This window comes from Chitinophaga sp., from assembly GCF_039596135.1.
Taxonomy (GTDB): domain Bacteria; phylum Bacteroidota; class Bacteroidia; order Chitinophagales; family Chitinophagaceae; genus Chitinophaga.
Window position 1 is genome coordinate 45457 of sequence record NZ_JBCNKH010000004.1, and the last position, 19775, is coordinate 65231.

Consider the following 19775-nt stretch of genomic DNA (forward strand, 5'->3'; position numbering starts at 1 on the left):
ATTGAGTACATTTGTTCACATGAAATGGTACATCATTCCGGCATTGTTAATCTTTTTACACCCTGTTTCTTTTGCCCAATCAAAATTACAACAGTTTGACGATCGCGTGCTTGAAGATCTGGCAGCTCACCGTACGCCGGGGCAGACGAAGATGTGGCACACTATTTCCAATATGAATGACTATGTGGATGTGGGGATCCCAGTGGTGGTATTAACAGTAGGGTTAATTAAAAACGATCCTGACATGAAACAGAATGCCCTGTACATTGCGAGTAGTACAGCCACTACTTTCCTGTTGAACAGCCTGATTAAAGTGATCGTAAAACGACCAAGACCGTTTGTGAGTAATGTAAGACTGAAAGCAGTGTACGAACCCACCTCTTATTCCTTTCCTTCAGGTCATACATCTTCTGCTTTCAGTGCTACTACGGCCCTGTCCAGGGCATATCCCAAATGGTATATCATAGCGCCTTCCATGGTATGGGCTTCGGCGATAGGATATTCCAGGATGTACCTGGGGGTACATTATCCTACAGATGTGGCAACGGGTGCCTTGCTGGGTGTGGGAACTTCGTTTGCCTTAGGATTTATACGCCCGGGCATGCGTTAGAAATCTGCAACTTTTTTAAATTCTTTATCAGCGTAAAACTTCACGCTTAATTCGTATTGCAATATTTCATTGACGGCAGCCATTGCTTCGCGGGAAGGGTCGTCAGAGAGGTTGTCTCTGGAATACCAGACGATGCCGTTTTTTTCCTTCAATTTTTGCAATTGATTGTCCAATTCGGTGATCGTGACCTGAGTGCCATTGGCGAAGATGGTGCCGTTTTTTTCGACGTACACTTTCAGCACATTTGCATCATCGGCCTGCTGTGTAATGGGAGGTGCAGATTCGAGCGAGAATGTACTGTCACTATTGGCAGTATCTATGGCTTGTTGTCTGCAACTCATCATTAGCATAAATGCTGATGCGAAAAGGGTGGTATATTTCATAGTCTCATAATTCACGTTCATATTAGGCCTTTCGATATGCTAAAATTGGAGGGTCAAATATAGTATATAAAATTTGAATGTGAAATTTTGAGATCAATGATTGAAATTATTTTCTTTTTAAAAAAAAGATCGCTTTTACCTTCGGTAAAAGCGATCTTTTATGCGTGAGTCTGTTAGCGATTACTTTTCTTTTATCAGTGTGAATACCTTTTCACCATAGGTTTCAAACGTGCACGCTTTCGTTCTGTTATTTTCCTGGAGACATTTTGTTTTATAGATCGTTAACGTATCCATAAAAAATTTGTACCCATATTTTTCCTTTGTATTCGCTGATGTTTCGAATTCGATATAATCTACATCATTATTGATATCGGAATACCAATCATCGATGATCGGTATGTAATGTATAAAATCATCCAGACCTGTTATTGTATCATTATTTCCGAATACCACCCGTTTTCCATTTTCCAGGTGATAGGTTCCGCTGAATAACAACTCTTCCAATATTCCCCAATCAGCTTTATTCCTATCTCCTTTCACTAATTTATAGAGATAAGTATCGCGGATTTTGATCCTTGTAGGCGAAAAGATCCGGATCGTGTCAGCATTCTTTTTACTGAGGTCAGGTGTCGTAAAAACGTATTGATCTCCGCTTTTCACGGCAACCATATCTCCGGCTTCTTCATGAAAGCCCCCAATGTACCGGGTTACCATCAGTGTGCGTGCGGGAATCTCAATACAACTGATACTATCCGCCCTGGAAAGTCGTGGCGACTGGGTGATATGCAAATCATTCACATATCCTTCATTCACCCATATACCGGCAAAACTCAGGGCTGTATCCAATGCTTCATAAGTACCTACTGAATCCGGATCTGCCATAGGGGGTGCAGATTCGGTAGCGGTTTCAATTTCAGATTCAGGTTTACTGGCAACTGAGTTTTTACAAGCAATAAACCCCAAGGTAATTCCAAGGATAAATAATGTGTATCTCATAGCGACCTACAAGATAATACATTTTTTTAATATAAAAAGATGTTAATATCAGGAGATCTTTAGGGAGATATACGGTTAATTTTGCTGATAACGGGTAGCGAATTCACCAGCAAATGTCTCCAGGTTGCGGGTGCCTGCTTTCTTCCCATAAGGCATCCACAGGATTCCCGCACGTACAGCCACCCCTACTTCTACCAGCAGGTGGGCTATTTCTTCCCTGACACCACTTTGCATGATACCTGCCAGCGCCTGCTCATCGCTGAAGGCTACCCATGAAAGGTCCGGCTGACCGATGGCCTTGCCTATGGCAGCAGCTACCTGGGCGGTGGTACGGTCATCGCTGACGATGTAAATGATTTCATTACCGGTGAATGGTGCCTGGATAGCAACGGCTACAGCATCTGCAACATCTTCAGGATGCACCATTACAAGCCGGGTATCCTTGTCATAATTGGCACCCATAAAACCCATATGGCGGATCATGGAAATATTGCCATAAAGGTTTGTGAAAATGTATGGCAGGCGCATGTGTTTAATATGGACACCGGGAATTTTATTGAGTGCTGTTTCCATTTCATATGATCCCACTGTCAACCCGGTTCCTTCAGGCAAATGTGCCCCCATACTGCTGATATTTACGATATTAGTCACCCCTGCCTCCTGAATTGCCGCTGAAAATATTTTTGCCAGCGATGCACTGTATGCCCTGTAATCTGCTACGTTAAAATTAGGAGGTACCATTGTATATACTACATCAGCACCTTTGAATGTGTTGACCAGAAAATGAACATCATGCAAATCCCCGATAGCAGGGATGCCACCTATTGCCTGGATAGCTGCTTTCTTTTCCCCGTTGCTACTAATGATAGTTACTTCGTGACCTGCATTGATCAGCTGTGTAGCAAGTGGCTTTCCGATATTGCCTAATGAGCCTGTGAGTGTAATTTTCATGTTTTGATTTTTTACTTTCACAAAGCTACCTTTGTAAGGTTGCTCAAAAAAGAACTTACCCTAAAGTAGGTAGCTATGACTGCTGTAAAAGAAAGCTCGACTATACAGGAAAATAAAAAGACGGTATTCCAGGAATGCCCTGTCACCTATGTGATGGAAAAGATTGGTGGATATTGGAAACCTATTATTCTCTTCCAGCTGTTATCTGGTAAGAAACGGTACCATGAATTGAAGAAGAATATTCCGGGTATCAGTGAGAAAGTACTTATTCAGCAATTAAAACAACTGGAAACAGATGATTTGATTGTAAGAGATGCAACTGAGCATATTCCGCCTGTGGTGCATTATAGTTTGACGCCTTCAGGAATGGCACTGCGGCCTGTTTTGTTCGCGATGGCAATCTGGGCGATTGAAGAAACCAATATGCCGGTTTCAAAAAAGCTGGAAGATTTTCCCGGGGGTATGCAACCGGAATTGTCGCGGAGTTAAGCCCGTATATCTTTTAAAAAAACGGATAAAATAGGATTGATCTGAAAAGTTAAGTCTGTAACAGATTTCTGCTATGGTTAGCTGTGTATGAACTAATAACTGCGCTGCTTCTTTTATAATCCTTTCATGAATATGTGTACCGGGCGTTTTGCCAGTGACAGCTTTGACGGTATCATTCAGGTGATTTTGTGTTACATTCAATAAGCCCGCGTAAGTAGATAATTTTTGTTCAAAGTCTTTATCGATTAAAGCTGTAAAAGCAGCCGTGAGCCGAATGGCGGCATTGCTGCCGGCAATCGGTTCTGTGGCTGTGTATAACTGTTGTGTTTTTTTAAGTATGATGGTAAGAAATGCACTTATTAATTCCAGCTCGTTTGACTGATATTCTTTTTCTATCTCCTGGAAGTAATGATGGAAATAATGTTGTTGTTCTTCGTTCAGTGAAATGACCGGACAACCACCTACCTGGAAGAATGGGTAGGTATTCAGGTTGGGCAGCATATGCTCGTCAAATGTCATGATATACCCCTGGTGGTCATCTACGATAGATTCCCAGTTAGTGACCATACCGGGCGGGATAAAACATAACATCCCTTTGCGGATGTAATATTCTTTAGTGCCAAAGGTTTTGATTCCCTCTCCTCCTGTGACCAGCACCACCATGTAGAAATCCAGCCTGTTGGCAGTAACGACCGGCAGACAGCGATATTCCTCGTCCTCCCTGCGGTAAATTTCGAAGCGCCTGGGTGCTGTGCGCGAGTTCGCAGGGTAAAAGTATTTATCCTGGAAATTTCTGCCTGTCAGGACAGGTATTTTGTTCTTAGTGGATTTCATATTTTATATGATCAAAGATACCATTTATTGATGGTTGCCAGCCTAGCTGCTGACGGGCTTTTTCGGACGAAGCCCTGCTGTTGGAAGCCAGGCCGTAATGGGCCATGTCAGGGCCAAAGATATTGATGGCCTCGTTCATGGGGAGGGAGAGGGTTTGATTGACACCTAGTTTTGCGCTCATGGCAGCTGCTATTTCTTTGAAGCTGGCTTCGCCATTTTCAGCATAGTATGCACTGCCTGCAGGTGCGTTTTCCAATGCTTTGAGGTATAATGCTGCGAGGTCGGAGACGTGTACATTTGACCAGATGCTTTCGCCTTTTTCTACGTAGATGCCGTGCCCTTTTGCTTTGGCTAGTTTCCAGAGCAGGGGAAGCTGAATGCTCTCTTTGTGGAGGCCGGTACCTGTACCGTATACCATGGTTGGGATGATGACGATGGTACGGATTCCCCTGGCAGCGGCTTGCAATACGTGGGTGTTGATGGATGTCCAGGCAATTCTTTCTATTCGGGGGGTGATGGGATAATCTTCTCTGTAGATAAAATCGGAGGCTGTGCCGTATTCTTTTTTGCCTAAGATGCTGGAACCGGAGGTGTGGATGAAGGTTTTGCCGGTGCCTTTGAGTGAATCTAACAGGGTTTCAATGCTATATGGATCGATGTGTGAGGCGGTGTGGATTACGGCATCTGCAGTGGCGGCGGCTGATTGTAATAAGGAGGTGTTGTCTATATTGCCGGCGATGGTTTTGATGCCAAGGGCGGTTAGTGGTGGGATGAGTTCCGGGCGGCGAACAAGGCCGGTGATTTGGTGACCTTTGGTTAGGAGTAAGTTGGCGATGGTGCCGCCGATGTAGCCGGTGATGCCGGTGATGAAGACGTTCATGTTTGTGTGGTTTTGTGTTGTAAAGGTCGGTGGGAGGAGGAGGGGGAAATGGAGGGGTATTCGGAATTTATGGTATTTTATACAGAATTGGGGAATTGGCCTGCGGCAGCAAGGAAGAGGGCTCTTTTTTTTGGCTGACGCCTGAGGAGCGAATTTGTGCTAAGATAGTTTGAGCTTGTGGTAGCAAGGAAGAGGGTTCTTTTTTTGGCTGACGCCTGACGAGCGGATTTGTCCTAAGACAGTTTGAGCCTGCGGCAGCAACGAAGAATAAATAATTTCCTTTCTTACTTTAATAATTTACATATTCCTCTGCAAACGTTCCATCCTCATACAAATCTATCAACCCATACCCCCGCGCCGTCTCCCTCCTATTCCCTTCCCACCACGCACCACTCACCGCACCATTACAGATATAAGTCACATTATTATAAACCACCTTATCTCTTAAATGAATATGCCCACTCAGACACAACTTCACATTAGGATACCTGTAAAAAAGACCAATAATCGCAGCTGTATCCGTATGCATATCTCCTCCCAACATCGTCCATTTATTAACGATGTTATCTTCAATCATTAATGTAGCCGTAAGTATAGGAATATGCGACAAGACACACACAGGCATGTTCCGATCCGTATTGTTCAATTCATTTTCCAGCCAGTGAAACTGCTCCTCCCCCAGTTTTCCAATATACCACGTATTGTCAACATCCAAATGCACACTGTCAAGACAAATGAACTTCCAACCTCCTTTTACAAAACTGTAATAAGGCTTCGCCAGTTCCAGCTGATGCAATGCATACTCCTTTTCATTCTTCTCCTTCCACCAGATATCATGATTCCCCAGCACTGAATACATCGGCAAACCGGATGCTGATTTAAACACACTCTTCACCAGCTTCCACTGCGCTTCGTTAGTAGCCAGATCTTCCTTGTTCATATCAAATACCAGGTCTCCCCCATTCAGTATAAAATCAACTTTGGGTGAATGCGACTGTACATGATGTAAACAATCCTGCAGGTGACGGGGAGCATCAAACTTATCTTTCAAATGAATATCTGTGAGGTGGGCAATGCGCAACGTGGGTTGAGCACCGGAAGCCGCCATACTTTTCAATGGCAGTGCGGGCGCCAGTAACAGGCCGCCCATTCTTTTGAATAAGGTTCTTCTTAACATCTGGACAAAGTTAAAGATCCAACCGAATGCCCTGTGTTAAGTTATTGTTTATAAATTCCTATCAGATGCGTGCGCAGGTAATACGTACCCGATAATACTATCTTTGATGAAGGTAACTTTGGCATGTGACAATCAATACAATTCAACACTGCCACTTTATCAAACTTACACCCCGGGGCAGGTTGCTGCTGATGGCATTGCATACATTTCTTTGAAAATGCCACCGTTTTATTTCCTTCATCCCGATGTGGGTCATGACAGGTCGTACAGTTCATGTGCCGGCTTTCCCTGAAACAACGACTGGCTGTAAATAACTGGAACTGCGTACCATGTATATCCAGTTGCTCCGGCCTGGAAGGGCCGCTGATATCGGGGAAGAAATAATCACCATAGGCATCTCCGGGTTTATACTCAAAGAGTGGTTTTTGTGGTGCTTTCAAACCGGAATGACACAATGCACACATATCCAGTTGCTGCTGATTATCCAATGTACGAACTACTGTCATGTGCATGGGTTTCTTTGCATCCGGATGGGCTGTATGATACGCTACATGATCTGCTGCCGGGCCATGACAGCGTTCACAATCTATACCATAAATGAGCCTTCCTTTTTCAAAAGTTTCATTCAAACCACGCCCTACCATGGTTACACTTTTAATACCGACCGCAGCACTGTGACAGCCAAAACAGGTACTGGGAATCTGCCTGTCAAATTTAGGATGGGACGTAGGGAAACCGGGGCTATTCGCCCAATGGCCTGCACTTACATAGTAAGATACCGGCAATTGAAAATAGTTCTCATTTTGCCAGTATAAATAGGTTTGTGCATGACGCCCCGAACCCACTGATAAATGAAACAGGTGCCCGCCCTGTACCTTGCCACTATCTGTAATAATCATGGAAACCTTCTCGCCATTATCATACGTGAAGGAAGAAGGAAAATTACCCAATACATCTGTACTGGTCGTTTTAAAATGGGTAGTTTGTATATAATGATTGTAAATATCCCTGTGGCAACTAACACAGGTATTCGCACCTGCATACGCCGGGCCTCTCAGGTCCTGAGCCGGCTGTGTGATACATTGGGATAATAACACAATCAGGCATATGATACCTGTCGCTACCCACAGCATTCGTTTATTCATAACGTAGAAAAGTATATTACACGATCCATTCTTTCAGCGTGAGCATACTCAGCCAGCCCATAATCACGACTACTACCCAACCTGCCAGTGACAATACCAAAGGATGCTTGTATCCCTCTATCAACCTCGCAGCTGCTACCAACATCACCGCCAGTGCCACAGGTAATATCAATCCATTGAGCGCTCCTGCCATGATCAGCAATTGAACAGGATTGCCTACTGCCGCAAAGATCACCGTGCTGAATACAATGAAAAAGGTTATGAACCACTTTTCATTTGCTGCTATAAAAGGATGGAATGTTTTTAAAAATGAAACAGAGGTATATGCTGCACCTACCACGGAGGTGATCGCTGCACTCCACATCACCATACCAAAGAAACGATAGCCTATTTCACCGGCAGCAATTTTAAATACAGATGCCGGCGGATTACTGCTATCCAGCTGAAAACCATGTGTGACCACACCTAATGCTGCGAGAAATAACAAACTCCGCATCACACCTGTGATTAAAATACCGCTCACCGCACTCCGGTTTACCTGCGGTATAGATTCACGCCCTCCTATTCCCGCATCCAGCAAACGATGTGCACCTGCAAAACTGATATACCCGCCTACCGTACCCCCTACGAGTGTAATTACAGATCTGGTATCAATATTATCCGGCCACACACTCTGTCGCAATGCTTCTACTACAGGAGGATGAGAACTTACCGCTACATACAATGTCAGTAATACCATGAGTATACCTAAATAACGGGTAAACTTATCCATGGCATTCCCCGCTTCTTTCATCCAAAAGATAAAGAGAGAGATGGCACCACTCAATATAGCTCCGTACAATGTGTCCAATCCAAACAGCGCCTTCAGTCCCAATCCACAACCACCAATATTCGCGACGTTGAAAACCAGGCCTCCCAGTACAACCAGCAAAGCCAGAAAATACCCTAACCCGGGCAACAATGCATTTGCCAGATCCTGTGCACGGGAGCGGCTCACTGTGAGAATACGCCAGATATTTAACTGTGCACCAATATCCAATAATATAGATAGCAGTATTGCAAAACTAAAGGCAGCAGCATGCTGCTGTGTAAAGAAGGTTGTCTGGGTCAGAAAACCCGGTCCTATTGCTGATGTAGCCATCAAAAAGGCGGCACCCAGCAGGATGGAAGTACGTTGTTTGTTCAAGTGTGTTGTATGGTTAGGTGGTGTTCTCGTAAGGTCTTATGCACTGCTTTTGCAAAAGCCACTGCATGGGCACCATCTCCATGCAGGCAAATGGTTTCCGCACGTAGAGGTACGATATGTCCATTTACGGTAGTCACCTCCTGCTTTGTTACCATTTGCAATACCTGTTTCAGGGCATCTGCTTCATTGTCAATCAGGGCATTGGGTTGACTGCGTGGTGTAAGGGAGCCATCGTCCTGGTAGGTTCTGTCTGCAAATACTTCACTGGCTGTTTTAAGGCCGGCAGCGGCTGCAGCTTTGATGAGCCAGCTGTTGCTCAGGCCGAATAAACAAAGGGCAGGATTGGTATCCCTGATGGCTTGTGCGATGATGGTTGATAAGTGTTGATCCCGGGCTGCCATATTGTAAAGTGCCCCATGCGGTTTTACGTGTTGCACCGTGGTACCCCATAAACGGCATACTTCCTGTAAGCTATGTAGCTGTACAGTAATAAGGTCGTAAATTTCGCTGTCAGAGAGTTGTTGTTCTGTTCTGCCGAAATTCGCTTTGTCATTGAAACCCGGATGAGCGCCGATCGCTACCTGGTATTTCAGGGCGAGGGCCACCGTCTGTGCCATGGTACCTTTATCTCCGGCATGGTAGCCGCAGGCAATATTAGCACTGCTGATGTAAGGCATTATTGAGGCGTCGGTTGGCATACCTTCGCCCATATCACAGTTCAGGTCGATGTACATATTTATTTTTGGTTGTCCTGCAGCCATTCCTGCCATCGTAAGTTACAGGCATTTTGTAAAAAATGCAAGTGTTGCTCTGCGGCGATCAGTAGCTCTTCAGCTTCGTCATGAGGAATAATCCGGAAGGTAATCCTGCTGTGCGGTAGTAACTGTGCTAATATGGGGAGGTCGGCACTTACCACGTGGGCGATGCGCGGATAACCGCCGGTGGTCTGGTGATCGGCCATGAGTATAATCAGGTGGCCATCTGGTAATAACTGTACGGTACCCCTGGTAATGCCGGCCGAGAGCCGTTCTTCTTCTTTGATCATTTGCAGTACCGGGCCTTTGAGGCGATATCCCATTCTATCACACTGTTCCGACAGGGTAAAGTGGTGGGTAGTGAACACCGACTGCGAGCTCGGTGTAAGCTCAGGATATTCCAGGCTGGTCACCACCCTGATTTCACTACCGTCGGAATACAGGTCCCGCACATCTGCCCGCCACGGTAATGGTGTGGCCTGTTGGGTAGCGTGGAGGTATTTATTACGCAATACCCTGTCTATTTCTTCATCCACAGGATTAACAGGAATGCGGTCGTTCTTTTGCAACTTTCTGCCTTCAAAACCACCGGCACCGGCTTTGAGATGGGTGCTGTGGCTGCCAAGCCAGGGTACAGTGTCTAAACCACCTCTTACAGCGATGTAACAACGCGCGCCAGAGACTGGTCTGGTAAAACGGAGTATCGACAATTGGGAGATCCAGATGGGTTGATTGATATCTAAAGGCTGTTCATTGACCATAGCGCCAAAGTCGCCACCGGAAAGGGCGATCAGGGTATCCTGTTCAAACAGTAATACAGCTGCAGGAAAATGCAACTCTATTACGGCGGCTTCAGGATTGTTGCCTACGAGAATGTTGGCCACATACATAGCGGCCCTGTCCATGGCGCCACCGGGATTGATGCCCAGATGCTGGTAGCCATATCTGCCCCCGTCCTGTATTGTATCCAGTAAACCCTGTTGGATGACCTGTATCATTTATATCATTTTATGAAATTCACGCAGCGATACAGGAATGAATTTTACCTCGTCGCCGGGATGACAATAGCAGGGGGAATCCAATGCAGGGTCAAACATTCTGACGGGTGTTTGGCCAATGATGTTCCAGCCCCCTGGAGATGCTAATGGGTAGATGCCGGTTTGCCCCCCGGCAATGCCGACACTGCCCGCCGGAATGTGCAGGCGGGGCTTTTTTTGCCTTGGTGTAGCAAGGCGGTCGTCTACTTTGCCCATATATGGGAAACCCGGGAGAAAACCCAGCATGTAAACGGTGTATGTCTGAGACGTGTGCAGGTCAATGATGTCTGCTTCGCTGATGCCTTTTTGAGCCGCCATGGTACTGAGATCCAGCCCGAAGGATGGGTCGTAGCAGACAGGGATTTCAAGCAGGCGGGGAGTTATTTTTTGTATTTCGACCGGAGCTGTAAGCGCAGGTGCAATCAATGACTGAATGGTAGTAAAGGCATTGTTGTTTTGTTCGCGGCGAACTAACAGGATGTCGTATACGATGGTGAGCGAAGCGTAAGCAGGAATGATATCGAGAATGTATGGCAGCTGCATGGTGAGCAGGTGATTATACACGTTCATGACCTTGTCGTGAACTGCATGGGAGATTTCCTGTGACCATTCTATGATCAGGGAGTGATCTCCAAGCGGGTTGATAGTATAATCGCTGTTCATAATTCCGGAATAAGGTACGGGATATTGAGGAAAAAGTGTAGAATTATTTTTAGGATTGCCTACGTTGCGAAGGGAGGAATGTCCTGTTTTATTAAGAAAAAAGCTGACGTGTATATTCCAGTCCTATCGCATAAATCTCTTCAAAGTGCTTAAAATCAAACATCCCATACCGCCCTAAGCCTTCCGGTTCAATAAACCACTGGCAGCGGGCTTTATTTTTCAGCACCGGCTCACGAATAGCCAGGTGTAAGGTACGATCGATATTAGCCAGGTACCCATTCTCAGGATGGTATTCTGTGAGCGGGTTCACATGTACACCAATGATATCATCATACTTCCCCAGCAAAGGTTCGGCTGGCAGATTGCCGGTCAGCCCGCCATCTACATAGGGAATACCATCTATCACTACCGGCTGGAATAATAATGGAATGGATGATGCAGCCAGGATAGCGGGTACGAGCTGACCTTTGTCAAAGATCATCTGCGTACCTTTATTAAAGTCGGTAGCAGCTATGTACAAAGGGGTTTCCAGGTCTTCGAAGGTTGTGTGGCGGAGGGTTTGGGTCAGTACCTTCTCCACTGTTTTTAAGGAGAGCAAACCCGTGCGCCAGTTACGCCACTCCATAGAGAGACCGATCTTATTATGCTGGAATATTTCCCGTACCTCATCTGTCGTATACCCATCACAGATAAAAGCGGCTGCAATAGAACCGGCACTCGTAGCGGCAATGGCCGATGGCGTAATCTGCTGTTCTGCAAAAGCCTTCAGTACTCCCAGGTGGGCATATCCCCTGGCCCCTCCTCCTGATAATACAAAGGGACGTGTAGATGCATTCATGTAGCTGTGCTTATTTTGGCGCCGGTAGTTCTCCTCTCCGGGTCCAGAGATAAATTGCCACCAGCACACTCAAGATAGGAATTACTATCCCAAATTCATCATAGTAATACTTAGTTTTATCAGATGTAAGGGTAAGTGGTGTAAAAATAGCCTGTATAAAGAGATTATGACTGGCATGTAATAATACCGCCGTCCACAAACTACCCGACCTGAGCCTGAACCAGGTGAAGATAAAACTACCACTGATTACCAACAGAGAGAAACAGGAGAAACCATACCAGGCAGGCGTGCCACTGTTATAATCGGCAAATAGCAGGATCGGCAAATGCCAGAGCGCCCAGATGCAACCTGTTATCAGACAGGTTTTTGTAAACCCCAGCACTTTATACATTTCAGGCGCCAGGAATCCGCGCCAACCTATCTCCTCTCCCAGTGCACTACTCACACTTCTCACCATGCTCACCGTCGCCGTCAAAAGTATATACAGGGCTATCACAATACCTTTAGGCTGCTTTTCCATCCCAAAGGAAGCAGCGATGCCGTCTACAAATTCAGGGTCATAAAACCGGCCCCAGCCTGCTGTCCATATAATTAAATAACCTGCAAGGCTATATAATAGTGGCACCAGGTAACTCCACAGCTGGTAGCGGGCCTCCCCCCACTTCCAGGCCATAGCACCAATGGGCCTCTGGATGATCCATGAAGTCAGAAATGCAGCCAATGCAGGGCTCCACATCATACCAGTGACGAAAACGCCCCGGCCGCCCATGATTTTCCCGGTATGAATAATGAAAGCGTAAAAAATAGAACTGATAGCAAAGGTGATCAGCAGGAAGATTACAATTGTTTTGCGTGGATTTTGTTGTTGCGTCATGCACTCAATATACCGAAAATATTAGGACTACCAACTACTTAGACCATCCAATTTTCAAGTCTGTACGCACTGTCCCAAAACATGAATTCCAGTTTACATGCTTTTTCATATGCCCCATGCATCGCCTCCTCCAAAGCAGGTGTAGCGACTGCATCACAAAAGCCGATTGCTTTTTGTACCAGTTCGCCAAATGCCTCCCCGGCATAAGTATCTATCCAGTTGCGATAAGGATGATCTGCAGCAGTTTGCTGTGTATAGATGTAATCGCCTACTCTTTTATAAATCCAGAAGCAGGGCAGTACTGCCGCCATGGCAACTTCCACCGAAGCCAGGGCACAGGTGCTCAATAAATAGCTGGTATAATGATGGCAGGAAGGAGAGATAGCCATCCGGCCTGTAATGTCGTACTGTTTGAAATAGGCAGCATGCAAAGCATTTTCCACTACGATAGCACCTTCTGCAAAACGGGTGTATTGCAATACCTGTTCTACCGTATAAGCTCTTGCTGCTATCAGGGACAATGCACGTCCAAACTGTTCAAGGTACAGTGCATCCTGTGCTATGTAAAATTTGAATTTTTCTATAGGTAATGTACCATCTATCAGTTCTTTAATAAATGGCATGTCGATAATTTCGTCATAAATATGGGCGGTCCGCTGCCACGCACTTTCACTCCAACTCATGTATAATTTGTTTTTCAGGTGCAAAGAAATGGTTCAGGGGGCCATGTCCCTTCCCCGTTTGTACATATTGCCCTTCGGCAATGGCGGTATGTATATATTGGCTGGCTTTGTCAATCGCTGTTACCAGTTTTTCGCCCCGTGCCAGGTAAGCTGCTATGGCAGATGATAAGGTGCACCCTGTACCATGTGTATTGGGAGTATCTATGTGCTGGCTGGATATGATATGCACACCATTTGCCTGATCTTTGTATACATCAAACAATTCATGGCCGGCCAGGTGACCACCCTTTACCAGCACTGCTTTACAGCCTGTTTGTAATATCCTGTCTGCTGCCTCATTCATATCAGAAAGCTGCTGCAAAGGCATTGCTGCCAGGATAGCTGCTTCATCCAGGTTAGGTGTAACCAGTGATACCAAAGGGAACAGTTTTTCTTTCAGTATTGAAATGGTCTCCGACTCTATCAGCCTGTCTCCGCTGGTGGCCACCATGACCGGATCCAGCACCACCGGTACATGCGGGTACAAAACCAAAGTCTCCGCAATTGCCAGCGCTAAAGCAGGTGAGTGAATCATTCCTATTTTAATGGCTGCCGGTTGTATATCATCCATCACTGCACGGATCTGACCAGTCACTATTTCGGGAGGAATGCTATGAATACCCGTTACCCCCAGTGTATTTTGTACAGTGATCGCTGTGATCGCGGATGTTCCAAAGCAACCCAGTGCAGCAAAGGTTTTGAGGTCGGCCTGTATGCCTGCTCCGCCCCCGCTGTCGGAACCTGCGATGGTCAAGACCGGTACATATTTATATTTTGTCATAGTGCTTTTTCTATTTGAAGACGAATGGCGGCAGCTGCTTTTTCAGGATCAGGTGCGCCACAAATGGCAGATACAATGGCCAGGCAATCTGCTCCTGCGCTGATCACATCGGCAGCATTGCCTTCGTGAATAGCGCCAATAGCAACCAGTGGTTTATCTGTAAGTGCACGGATATGCCTGATTCCTTCCAGTTTCCATTCTGTGACGGTATCTCTTTTAGTTGGTGTAGCAAAGATGGGACTTAGTGCAAGGTAATCTGAAGCTGCTGCGTCGGCATGCCAGATTTGCTTTTCGTATTCTACGGAATAGCCTAAAATGCCGCAGGCAGGCCATTGTGCCCTGATCGCCAATGGCGCCAGGTCACTGTTACCCACATGTATACCGGTAGCACTACATTGCTGTGCCACCCACAAGTTGTCGTTGATGATCAGGGGTACGCCGTGAGGTAAGAGTGCCTCCCTGAGACGGAGCGCACGATCTAAAAACGCTGCATTATCCAGTTCTTTTTCGCGCAACTGGATCACGTCTACGCCCCCTTTCACAGCAGCTTTGGCCACTGCAACCAGGTCTCTGCCTTTGCAGGCCGCTTCGCTGATCACCAGGTATAGTCTGCGATTAAACATGAGACTCCTCTAATTTTATCAGGGAAGCCACTGTCTCATCTGTGAGTTGATATAACTGGTCCAGTATATTCACCTGCATACTACCTGGACCGGCAGATACCTTTGCCGCTTTTTCACCCGCTATTCCCAGGAGGGCCATAGCCGAAACGGTGGCACAAAAAGGATCCGTTGGATTCACAGCTGCAAATGCACCAATGAGGGCTGTAGCGGTGCAACCCATACCCGTCACCTTTGCCATCAGCGGATGTCCGTTTGACAATAATATAGTAGTGTCTTTACCCACAATGATATCTACGGCACCGGATATACAGACTACACTTCCAAACTGCTGTTGCAGCAAACGGGCAGCTTCTACTGCGGCAGTGCTTTCTTCTGTGCTGTCCACGCCTTTAGTAGTACCGGCATTTTTACGGGCCAGCGCCATAATTTCAGAAGCATTGCCACGGATGATGGTGGGTTTCAGTTGCAGTAATTGTCTTAATACCTCGTCTCTGTATGGCGTAGCGCCTGCCCCTACAGGGTCCAGTATCCATGGTTTGCCCAGGGTATTGGCCTGGCCGATGGCGAGTTCCATGCTCTTCACCCAATATTCATCGAGGGTACCGATGTTGATAACGAGTGCGCCTACAATTTTGACCATGTCTGCCATTTCAGAATGGGCATGGGCCATAATGGGCGATGCACCTACTGCCAGCAATGCATTGGCAGTACTATTCATGACTACATAATTCGTGATACTGTGAACCAGCGGGGATTGTTGCCGAACAGTCAGGATCTGTTCCCTGATAAACTCCTTCATAATGCCATATAAATTTTATAGATAATGGCCAGGAGTACGCATGCGTTAAGCTGCCGCTTTTCCCTACGCCGGTGCTAACCGGATCAGGTTCGAAGAGTAATTCTCAGTTCCGGTGAAGGAACACCCCTAAAGCCTGCTCAAATTTAGCAAACAACGGGAGAAAATGACATAATTATTTTTTATACTTGTAGCCATGCGGTTATTTGTATCAATGGCAGCTATGGTCTGCCTTTTCCACGGGGGTGTCAATGCACAGACATCAGATCTTCTACATTATGTTCAGCCTCTTTCGGGCACAGCAGCCAGTACTACGGCTTCTTCCCAGAAACATGGCAGTGGCACTGAATCTTATGCCAATACCATTCCGGCAGTGGGACTGCCTTTTGGTATGACGCAGTGGACGCCGCAAACAAATACGACTGAAAACAAATGTTTTCCTCCTTATACTTACAGAGATAGCCTGCTGACAGGGTTCAGAGGTACTCACTGGCTGAGTGGATCCTGTACCCAGGATTATGGTAGTTTCACTATTATGCCTATTGCAGGACATTTTACCACTGACTATGCAACACCTTTTTCGCACGATAAAGAAATAAGCACCCCTGCTTATTATAAATTAACACTCCCGGCTGTTAGTACAGAAATAACGGCGACTGCCAGGTGTAGCATGATCCAGTTCACCATGGAAAAGACTGATAGCCTGTACCTGTTGCTAACGCCGAATAGTGACAGGAAAGAAGGAGTGGTGAATATTGATACTGCCAGACATGAAATAACCGGTTACAATCCTGTGCACCGTATTTACCAGGGATGGGGCCAGCCAGCTGGTTTTAGCGGGTATTTTGTAATGCAGGTAGAGCAGGTCGCCCCTTTGGCAAAACCTGGTTATGCGGCTTATTACCTGCAAAAAGGCGAACAGGTAAGGGTACGTATTGGTACTTCTTTTACCAGTATTGAAGCTGCCCGTAAAAACCTGGAAGCTGAAATACCCGGGTGGGATTTTGCTGCCCTGAAAGCGCAGCATGAAGCGGTGTGGAATAAAGCACTGAATCAAATAAAAGTAGCAACCAGTGTGGAAAAAGACAAACGTATTTTCTATACTGCTTTTTACCACGCCATGCAGCATCCCCGTTTGTTCAATGATGTGGATGGCAGTTATCCACGTTTTGCAGGCGACTATCAGACGGAGCATATCAGCAAAGGAGATTACTATGACGATTATTCTATGTGGGATATTTACAGGGCGCAATTGCCGCTGTTTGAAATATTGCAACCGACCTTGGTGAATGACTTTGTAAACTCACTGGTATTAAAAGGACAGCAAGGTGGATGGTTGCCTATTTTCCCTTGCTGGAACAGTTATACAGCTGCTATGATTGGCGATCATTCTACTGCTTTTATTGCTTCTGCTTTTAATAAAGGCATTAAAAATTATGATGTGAATGCTGCGTATGCGCTGATGAGAAAGAATGCTTTTGAAATGGCAAAAGGTGAGGATTACTTAAACGGGAAAGGCAGAAGAGCACTGGATACTTACATAAAGTATGGATACATTCCCATGGAAGATAGCGTACCCATTGCTTTTCATAAAAAAGAACAGGTAAGCCGTACGCTGGAATATGCGTATGATGATTATGCATTGTCTACAGTGGCAAAAGCATTAGGTAAGACAGCGGATTATAAAATATTGGCTAAGCGGGCACAGAATTATAATAACGTTATTGATCCAAAGGTGGGTATGGCAAGAGGCCGGTATGCCAATGGCACCTGGTATACTCCTTTCAGCGCAGATCATAAAGAACCTTATATTACTGAAGGTACTCCCAGGCAGTACACATTCTATGTACCACAGGATGTAACTGGACTAGCTAAAAAAATAAACCTGGAAGCGGCGTTGGATAGCCTGTTTGAAAAAGACGAATACTGGCATGGCAATGAACCGGGACACCAGGTTCCTTTTATGTACAACTTTACTGCAGCACCTTATAAAACACATGCTGTAGTACAAAAAATACTGCGGGAAGAATATGCTGACGGGCCGGGAGGTTTGAGTGGAAATGATGATGCCGGACAGATGTCTGCCTGGTACCTGTTTGCTGCTATGGGTTTTTACCCTGTAGACCCGGTAAGTAATCAATATGAATTATCCATTCCTATTTTTGATAGCGTCACTATTTTATTGCCTGATAATAAACAGTTCCAGTTGAAGGTAATTCGGACAGGAAACAGGAGGGGTATGGTTTTTAATGGAAAAAAACTGGAAGGACATGCAATTACATATGAACAAATAATGCAGGGTGGTGAACTGGATTTCTTTTTTTGAAATGAAAACCAGGCACATCGGTGATTACGTATACTTATATGGGCTATGCCTTTAGAGTCTGGCATAGTTTATGATTTTTCATACCAGCATATTTTTTTTGAATCACCTAAACCATATCATCATGAATGCACGTTTCAAATTCCTGCTGACAGCAGGAGCAATGTTTATCAGCTACGCAGGTTTTTCACAAGTTAATCTGGGTGTTTCATCCGCAACCAGCAGTTCTGTAGCTGCAAAAACAAACGCAGCAGTGGTTACTAAAACTACCAATAAGGTGGCGAATGCAACCCAGGCTACAGTGAACAAAACTACGACAGCTGCCAGCAATACAGCTGCTAATACTACTGAGGCCGTACAACGCGCAAAAGGTAATACCGGCGTGAGTGTTACTTCGAACACAAGTGCATCCGCAACAGGTACCAATGCATCTACCTCTTCTGCTACGACAGCAAATGCAACTGTAGATACCAAAGCAGCTACCGGTGAAGCGAAGAGCGCAGCAAAACAAACAGCAACTGCAACCAAGACAGCGGCAACTGCCCACGCGGCTGATGTAAAAGCGGCGGCGACTACTACTGGTAGTGATGTAAAAGCAGCAGCAACTACCACTTCAACTGGTGTTAAAGCAGCGGCGACTACTACTGCTACTGGTGTAAAAACAGCGGCAACTACCACTGCTACAAAGGTGAAGTCTACTACTCCCGCTGCTAAAACATCTGCCAGCGCCAACGTATCTGGTCACGTGAATGCCAATAATTAATTTCTTTCTCTACAAGTAACCATCATTTATTCATCATGATTGCCCGCATACAATTCCTTTTGCTGGTTGGTATTGCCATGCCCTTATTCCTCCGTGCGCAGGACTCTACCCAGACGACTAAAACTGACACACGCAGGAATGTATTTACCGCTAACCTGGATTTCCAGTCAAGGATCTCCTATTACGGTCGTACTGACAGTCTAAAAAGTAGTCTGCTCAATCCCAGCATTGGCTATCAGCTGAAAATGGGATTGTATGCACAGGCAAGCATGATCTTTATTAACAACCCGGTCCATACACTGGATTATACCGCTACCGTTCTTGAAGGCGGCTACCGCTTTGGTCAAAACAAAAAAGTATCCGGCAATATCTTTTACAATCAATACCTGTATGAAAAAGATACAAGATTGATTCAATCCGTTGTAAAATCACAAACTGGTTTTAATGTTGCTTTCGAAACAAAGGTGATTACCTTCAACATCAATGGTAACCTTAAGTTCAGTGATAAAACAGACGTAGGTGCTGCTGCCGGATTAGATCACCTCTTCCTGATCCGCTATCCGAAAAAGCATGCTGCTATCGGTATCAACCCTACTGCATACGCTTACTTCGGCACTCAGAATTTCAGTAAGACTTATTACGAGCAAAAGAAGCTCTTCAACATCATTCCAACGCAGCCGGAAGTTGTTACTAAAAACAGTGAACAGTTCAACATACTCTCTTACGAATTTTCATTGCCTGTGGTATTTGTCTACAAGCATTTCAACTGTTCCTTATCGGGTACTTATGTGCTGCCACAGCACCTGATCAGTGGTGTTGAGACTGGTAGTAATATGTTCTACTTCTCTGCCGGACTGGGCCTGCGCATATAAGCAACGCTTTACCCGACATTGTCGCAGAAATTGGTGAAGAAAATACGGAAATTATTGAATGCTGTGCTCCGCGCAGC

At 45.7% G+C, this 19775-nt stretch carries 22 protein-coding genes and 1 riboswitch; of the genes, 5 read left to right on the forward strand and 17 right to left on the reverse strand.

Features of this window, described 5'->3' with window-relative positions; genetic code table 11:
• Positions 1-19 precede the first annotated feature (19 nt).
• Complete coding sequence (locus tag ABDW16_RS04485) at positions 20-610, forward strand: phosphatase PAP2 family protein (protein WP_343667990.1); 591 nt, start codon at positions 20-22, stop codon at positions 608-610.
• On the opposite strand, the gene ABDW16_RS04490 is transcribed toward ABDW16_RS04485, so the two are convergent.
• From ABDW16_RS04490 to ABDW16_RS04500, 3 genes are all read right to left on the reverse strand, one after another.
• Positions 607-1014, reverse strand: a complete 408-nt coding sequence (locus ABDW16_RS04490) for a hypothetical protein (RefSeq protein ID WP_343667991.1) — start codon at positions 1012-1014, stop codon at positions 607-609. The genes ABDW16_RS04485 and ABDW16_RS04490 overlap by 4 nt on opposite strands.
• Positions 1015-1173: 159 nt before the next feature.
• Positions 1174-1875 carry a hypothetical protein gene (locus tag ABDW16_RS04495; RefSeq protein ID WP_343667992.1) on the reverse strand — a complete coding sequence of 234 codons (702 nt, stop codon included), beginning with the start codon at positions 1873-1875 and terminating at the stop codon, positions 1174-1176.
• Between the two features lie 189 nt (positions 1876-2064).
• Positions 2065-2940, reverse strand: a complete 876-nt coding sequence (locus ABDW16_RS04500) for an NAD(P)H-binding protein (protein WP_343667993.1) — start codon at positions 2938-2940, stop codon at positions 2065-2067.
• 75 nt (positions 2941-3015) lie between these two features.
• Here ABDW16_RS04500 and ABDW16_RS04505 point away from each other — a divergent pair, with 75 nt between their 5' ends.
• Positions 3016-3429 carry a helix-turn-helix domain-containing protein gene (locus tag ABDW16_RS04505; RefSeq protein WP_343667994.1) on the forward strand — a complete coding sequence of 138 codons (414 nt, stop codon included), beginning with the start codon at positions 3016-3018 and terminating at the stop codon, positions 3427-3429.
• Here ABDW16_RS04505 and ABDW16_RS04510 read toward each other — a convergent pair.
• The 14 genes from ABDW16_RS04510 to thiM all read right to left on the reverse strand — a co-directional run bounded on the left by ABDW16_RS04510 (position 3373) and on the right by thiM (position 15743).
• Complete coding sequence (locus ABDW16_RS04510) at positions 3373-4263, reverse strand: helix-turn-helix transcriptional regulator (protein ID WP_343667995.1); 891 nt, start codon at positions 4261-4263, stop codon at positions 3373-3375. The two genes, ABDW16_RS04505 and ABDW16_RS04510, sit on opposite strands and share 57 nt — an antisense overlap.
• Entirely contained in the window at positions 4250-5143 is an 894-nt protein-coding gene (locus tag ABDW16_RS04515; protein WP_343667997.1) for an NAD-dependent epimerase/dehydratase family protein, read from the reverse strand. The genes ABDW16_RS04510 and ABDW16_RS04515 overlap by 14 nt, the downstream gene beginning before the upstream one ends.
• Before the next feature lie 289 nt (positions 5144-5432).
• Entirely contained in the window at positions 5433-6320 is an 888-nt protein-coding gene (locus ABDW16_RS04520) for a metallophosphoesterase (RefSeq protein ID WP_343667998.1), read from the reverse strand.
• Positions 6321-6361: 41 nt separating this feature from the next.
• Complete coding sequence (locus ABDW16_RS04525; RefSeq protein WP_343667999.1) at positions 6362-7465, reverse strand: multiheme c-type cytochrome; 1104 nt, start codon at positions 7463-7465, stop codon at positions 6362-6364.
• Between the two features lie 16 nt (positions 7466-7481).
• Positions 7482-8651, reverse strand: a complete 1170-nt coding sequence (locus tag ABDW16_RS04530; RefSeq protein WP_343668000.1) for an NRAMP family divalent metal transporter — start codon at positions 8649-8651, stop codon at positions 7482-7484.
• Positions 8648-9412, reverse strand: coding sequence for a 5-oxoprolinase subunit PxpA (gene pxpA / locus ABDW16_RS04535; RefSeq protein ID WP_343668002.1), 765 nt, complete (start codon positions 9410-9412; stop codon positions 8648-8650). Before pxpA ends, ABDW16_RS04530 begins: the two co-directional genes overlap by 4 nt.
• Entirely contained in the window at positions 9388-10404 is a 1017-nt protein-coding gene (locus ABDW16_RS04540) for a biotin-dependent carboxyltransferase family protein (protein WP_343668004.1), read from the reverse strand. Before ABDW16_RS04540 ends, pxpA begins: the two co-directional genes overlap by 25 nt.
• The gene (pxpB, locus tag ABDW16_RS04545; RefSeq protein WP_343668006.1) at positions 10405-11106 is read right to left on the reverse strand and encodes a 5-oxoprolinase subunit PxpB; all 702 of its coding nucleotides are present in this window, start codon (positions 11104-11106) and stop codon (positions 10405-10407) included.
• Between the two features lie 91 nt (positions 11107-11197).
• Entirely contained in the window at positions 11198-11944 is a 747-nt protein-coding gene (locus tag ABDW16_RS04550) for a patatin-like phospholipase family protein (RefSeq protein ID WP_343668008.1), read from the reverse strand.
• 10 nt (positions 11945-11954) lie between these two features.
• Positions 11955-12818 carry a type II CAAX endopeptidase family protein gene (locus tag ABDW16_RS04555; protein ID WP_343668009.1) on the reverse strand — a complete coding sequence of 288 codons (864 nt, stop codon included), beginning with the start codon at positions 12816-12818 and terminating at the stop codon, positions 11955-11957.
• A gap of 38 nt (positions 12819-12856) precedes the next feature.
• Positions 12857-13501: a TenA family protein gene (locus ABDW16_RS04560; RefSeq protein WP_343668010.1), complete on the reverse strand. Its 645-nt coding sequence runs from the start codon at positions 13499-13501 to the stop codon at positions 12857-12859.
• Positions 13488-14321, reverse strand: a complete 834-nt coding sequence (gene thiD / locus ABDW16_RS04565; RefSeq protein ID WP_343668011.1) for a bifunctional hydroxymethylpyrimidine kinase/phosphomethylpyrimidine kinase — start codon at positions 14319-14321, stop codon at positions 13488-13490. Before thiD ends, ABDW16_RS04560 begins: the two co-directional genes overlap by 14 nt.
• Entirely contained in the window at positions 14318-14944 is a 627-nt protein-coding gene (gene thiE / locus ABDW16_RS04570; protein ID WP_343668012.1) for a thiamine phosphate synthase, read from the reverse strand. The genes thiD and thiE overlap by 4 nt, the downstream gene beginning before the upstream one ends.
• A complete protein-coding gene (gene thiM / locus ABDW16_RS04575; RefSeq protein WP_343668014.1) occupies positions 14937-15743 on the reverse strand; it encodes a hydroxyethylthiazole kinase in 807 nt (268 codons plus the stop codon). The genes thiE and thiM overlap by 8 nt, the downstream gene beginning before the upstream one ends.
• Positions 15744-15786: 43 nt before the next feature.
• Positions 15787-15881, reverse strand: a riboswitch (TPP riboswitch).
• 55 nt (positions 15882-15936) lie between these two features.
• Here thiM and ABDW16_RS04580 point away from each other — a divergent pair.
• The 3 genes from ABDW16_RS04580 (at position 15937) to ABDW16_RS04590 (ending at position 19698) form a co-directional block, all read left to right on the forward strand.
• The gene (locus ABDW16_RS04580) at positions 15937-18066 is read left to right on the forward strand and encodes a GH92 family glycosyl hydrolase (RefSeq protein ID WP_343668016.1); all 2130 of its coding nucleotides are present in this window, start codon (positions 15937-15939) and stop codon (positions 18064-18066) included.
• Between the two features lie 121 nt (positions 18067-18187).
• Positions 18188-18826, forward strand: a complete 639-nt coding sequence (locus tag ABDW16_RS04585) for a hypothetical protein (protein WP_343668018.1) — start codon at positions 18188-18190, stop codon at positions 18824-18826.
• A gap of 35 nt (positions 18827-18861) precedes the next feature.
• Positions 18862-19698 (forward strand): hypothetical protein, encoded by an 837-nt coding sequence (locus tag ABDW16_RS04590; RefSeq protein ID WP_343668020.1) that lies wholly within the window; start codon positions 18862-18864, stop codon positions 19696-19698.
• The last annotated feature ends 77 nt before the right edge of the window (positions 19699-19775 follow it).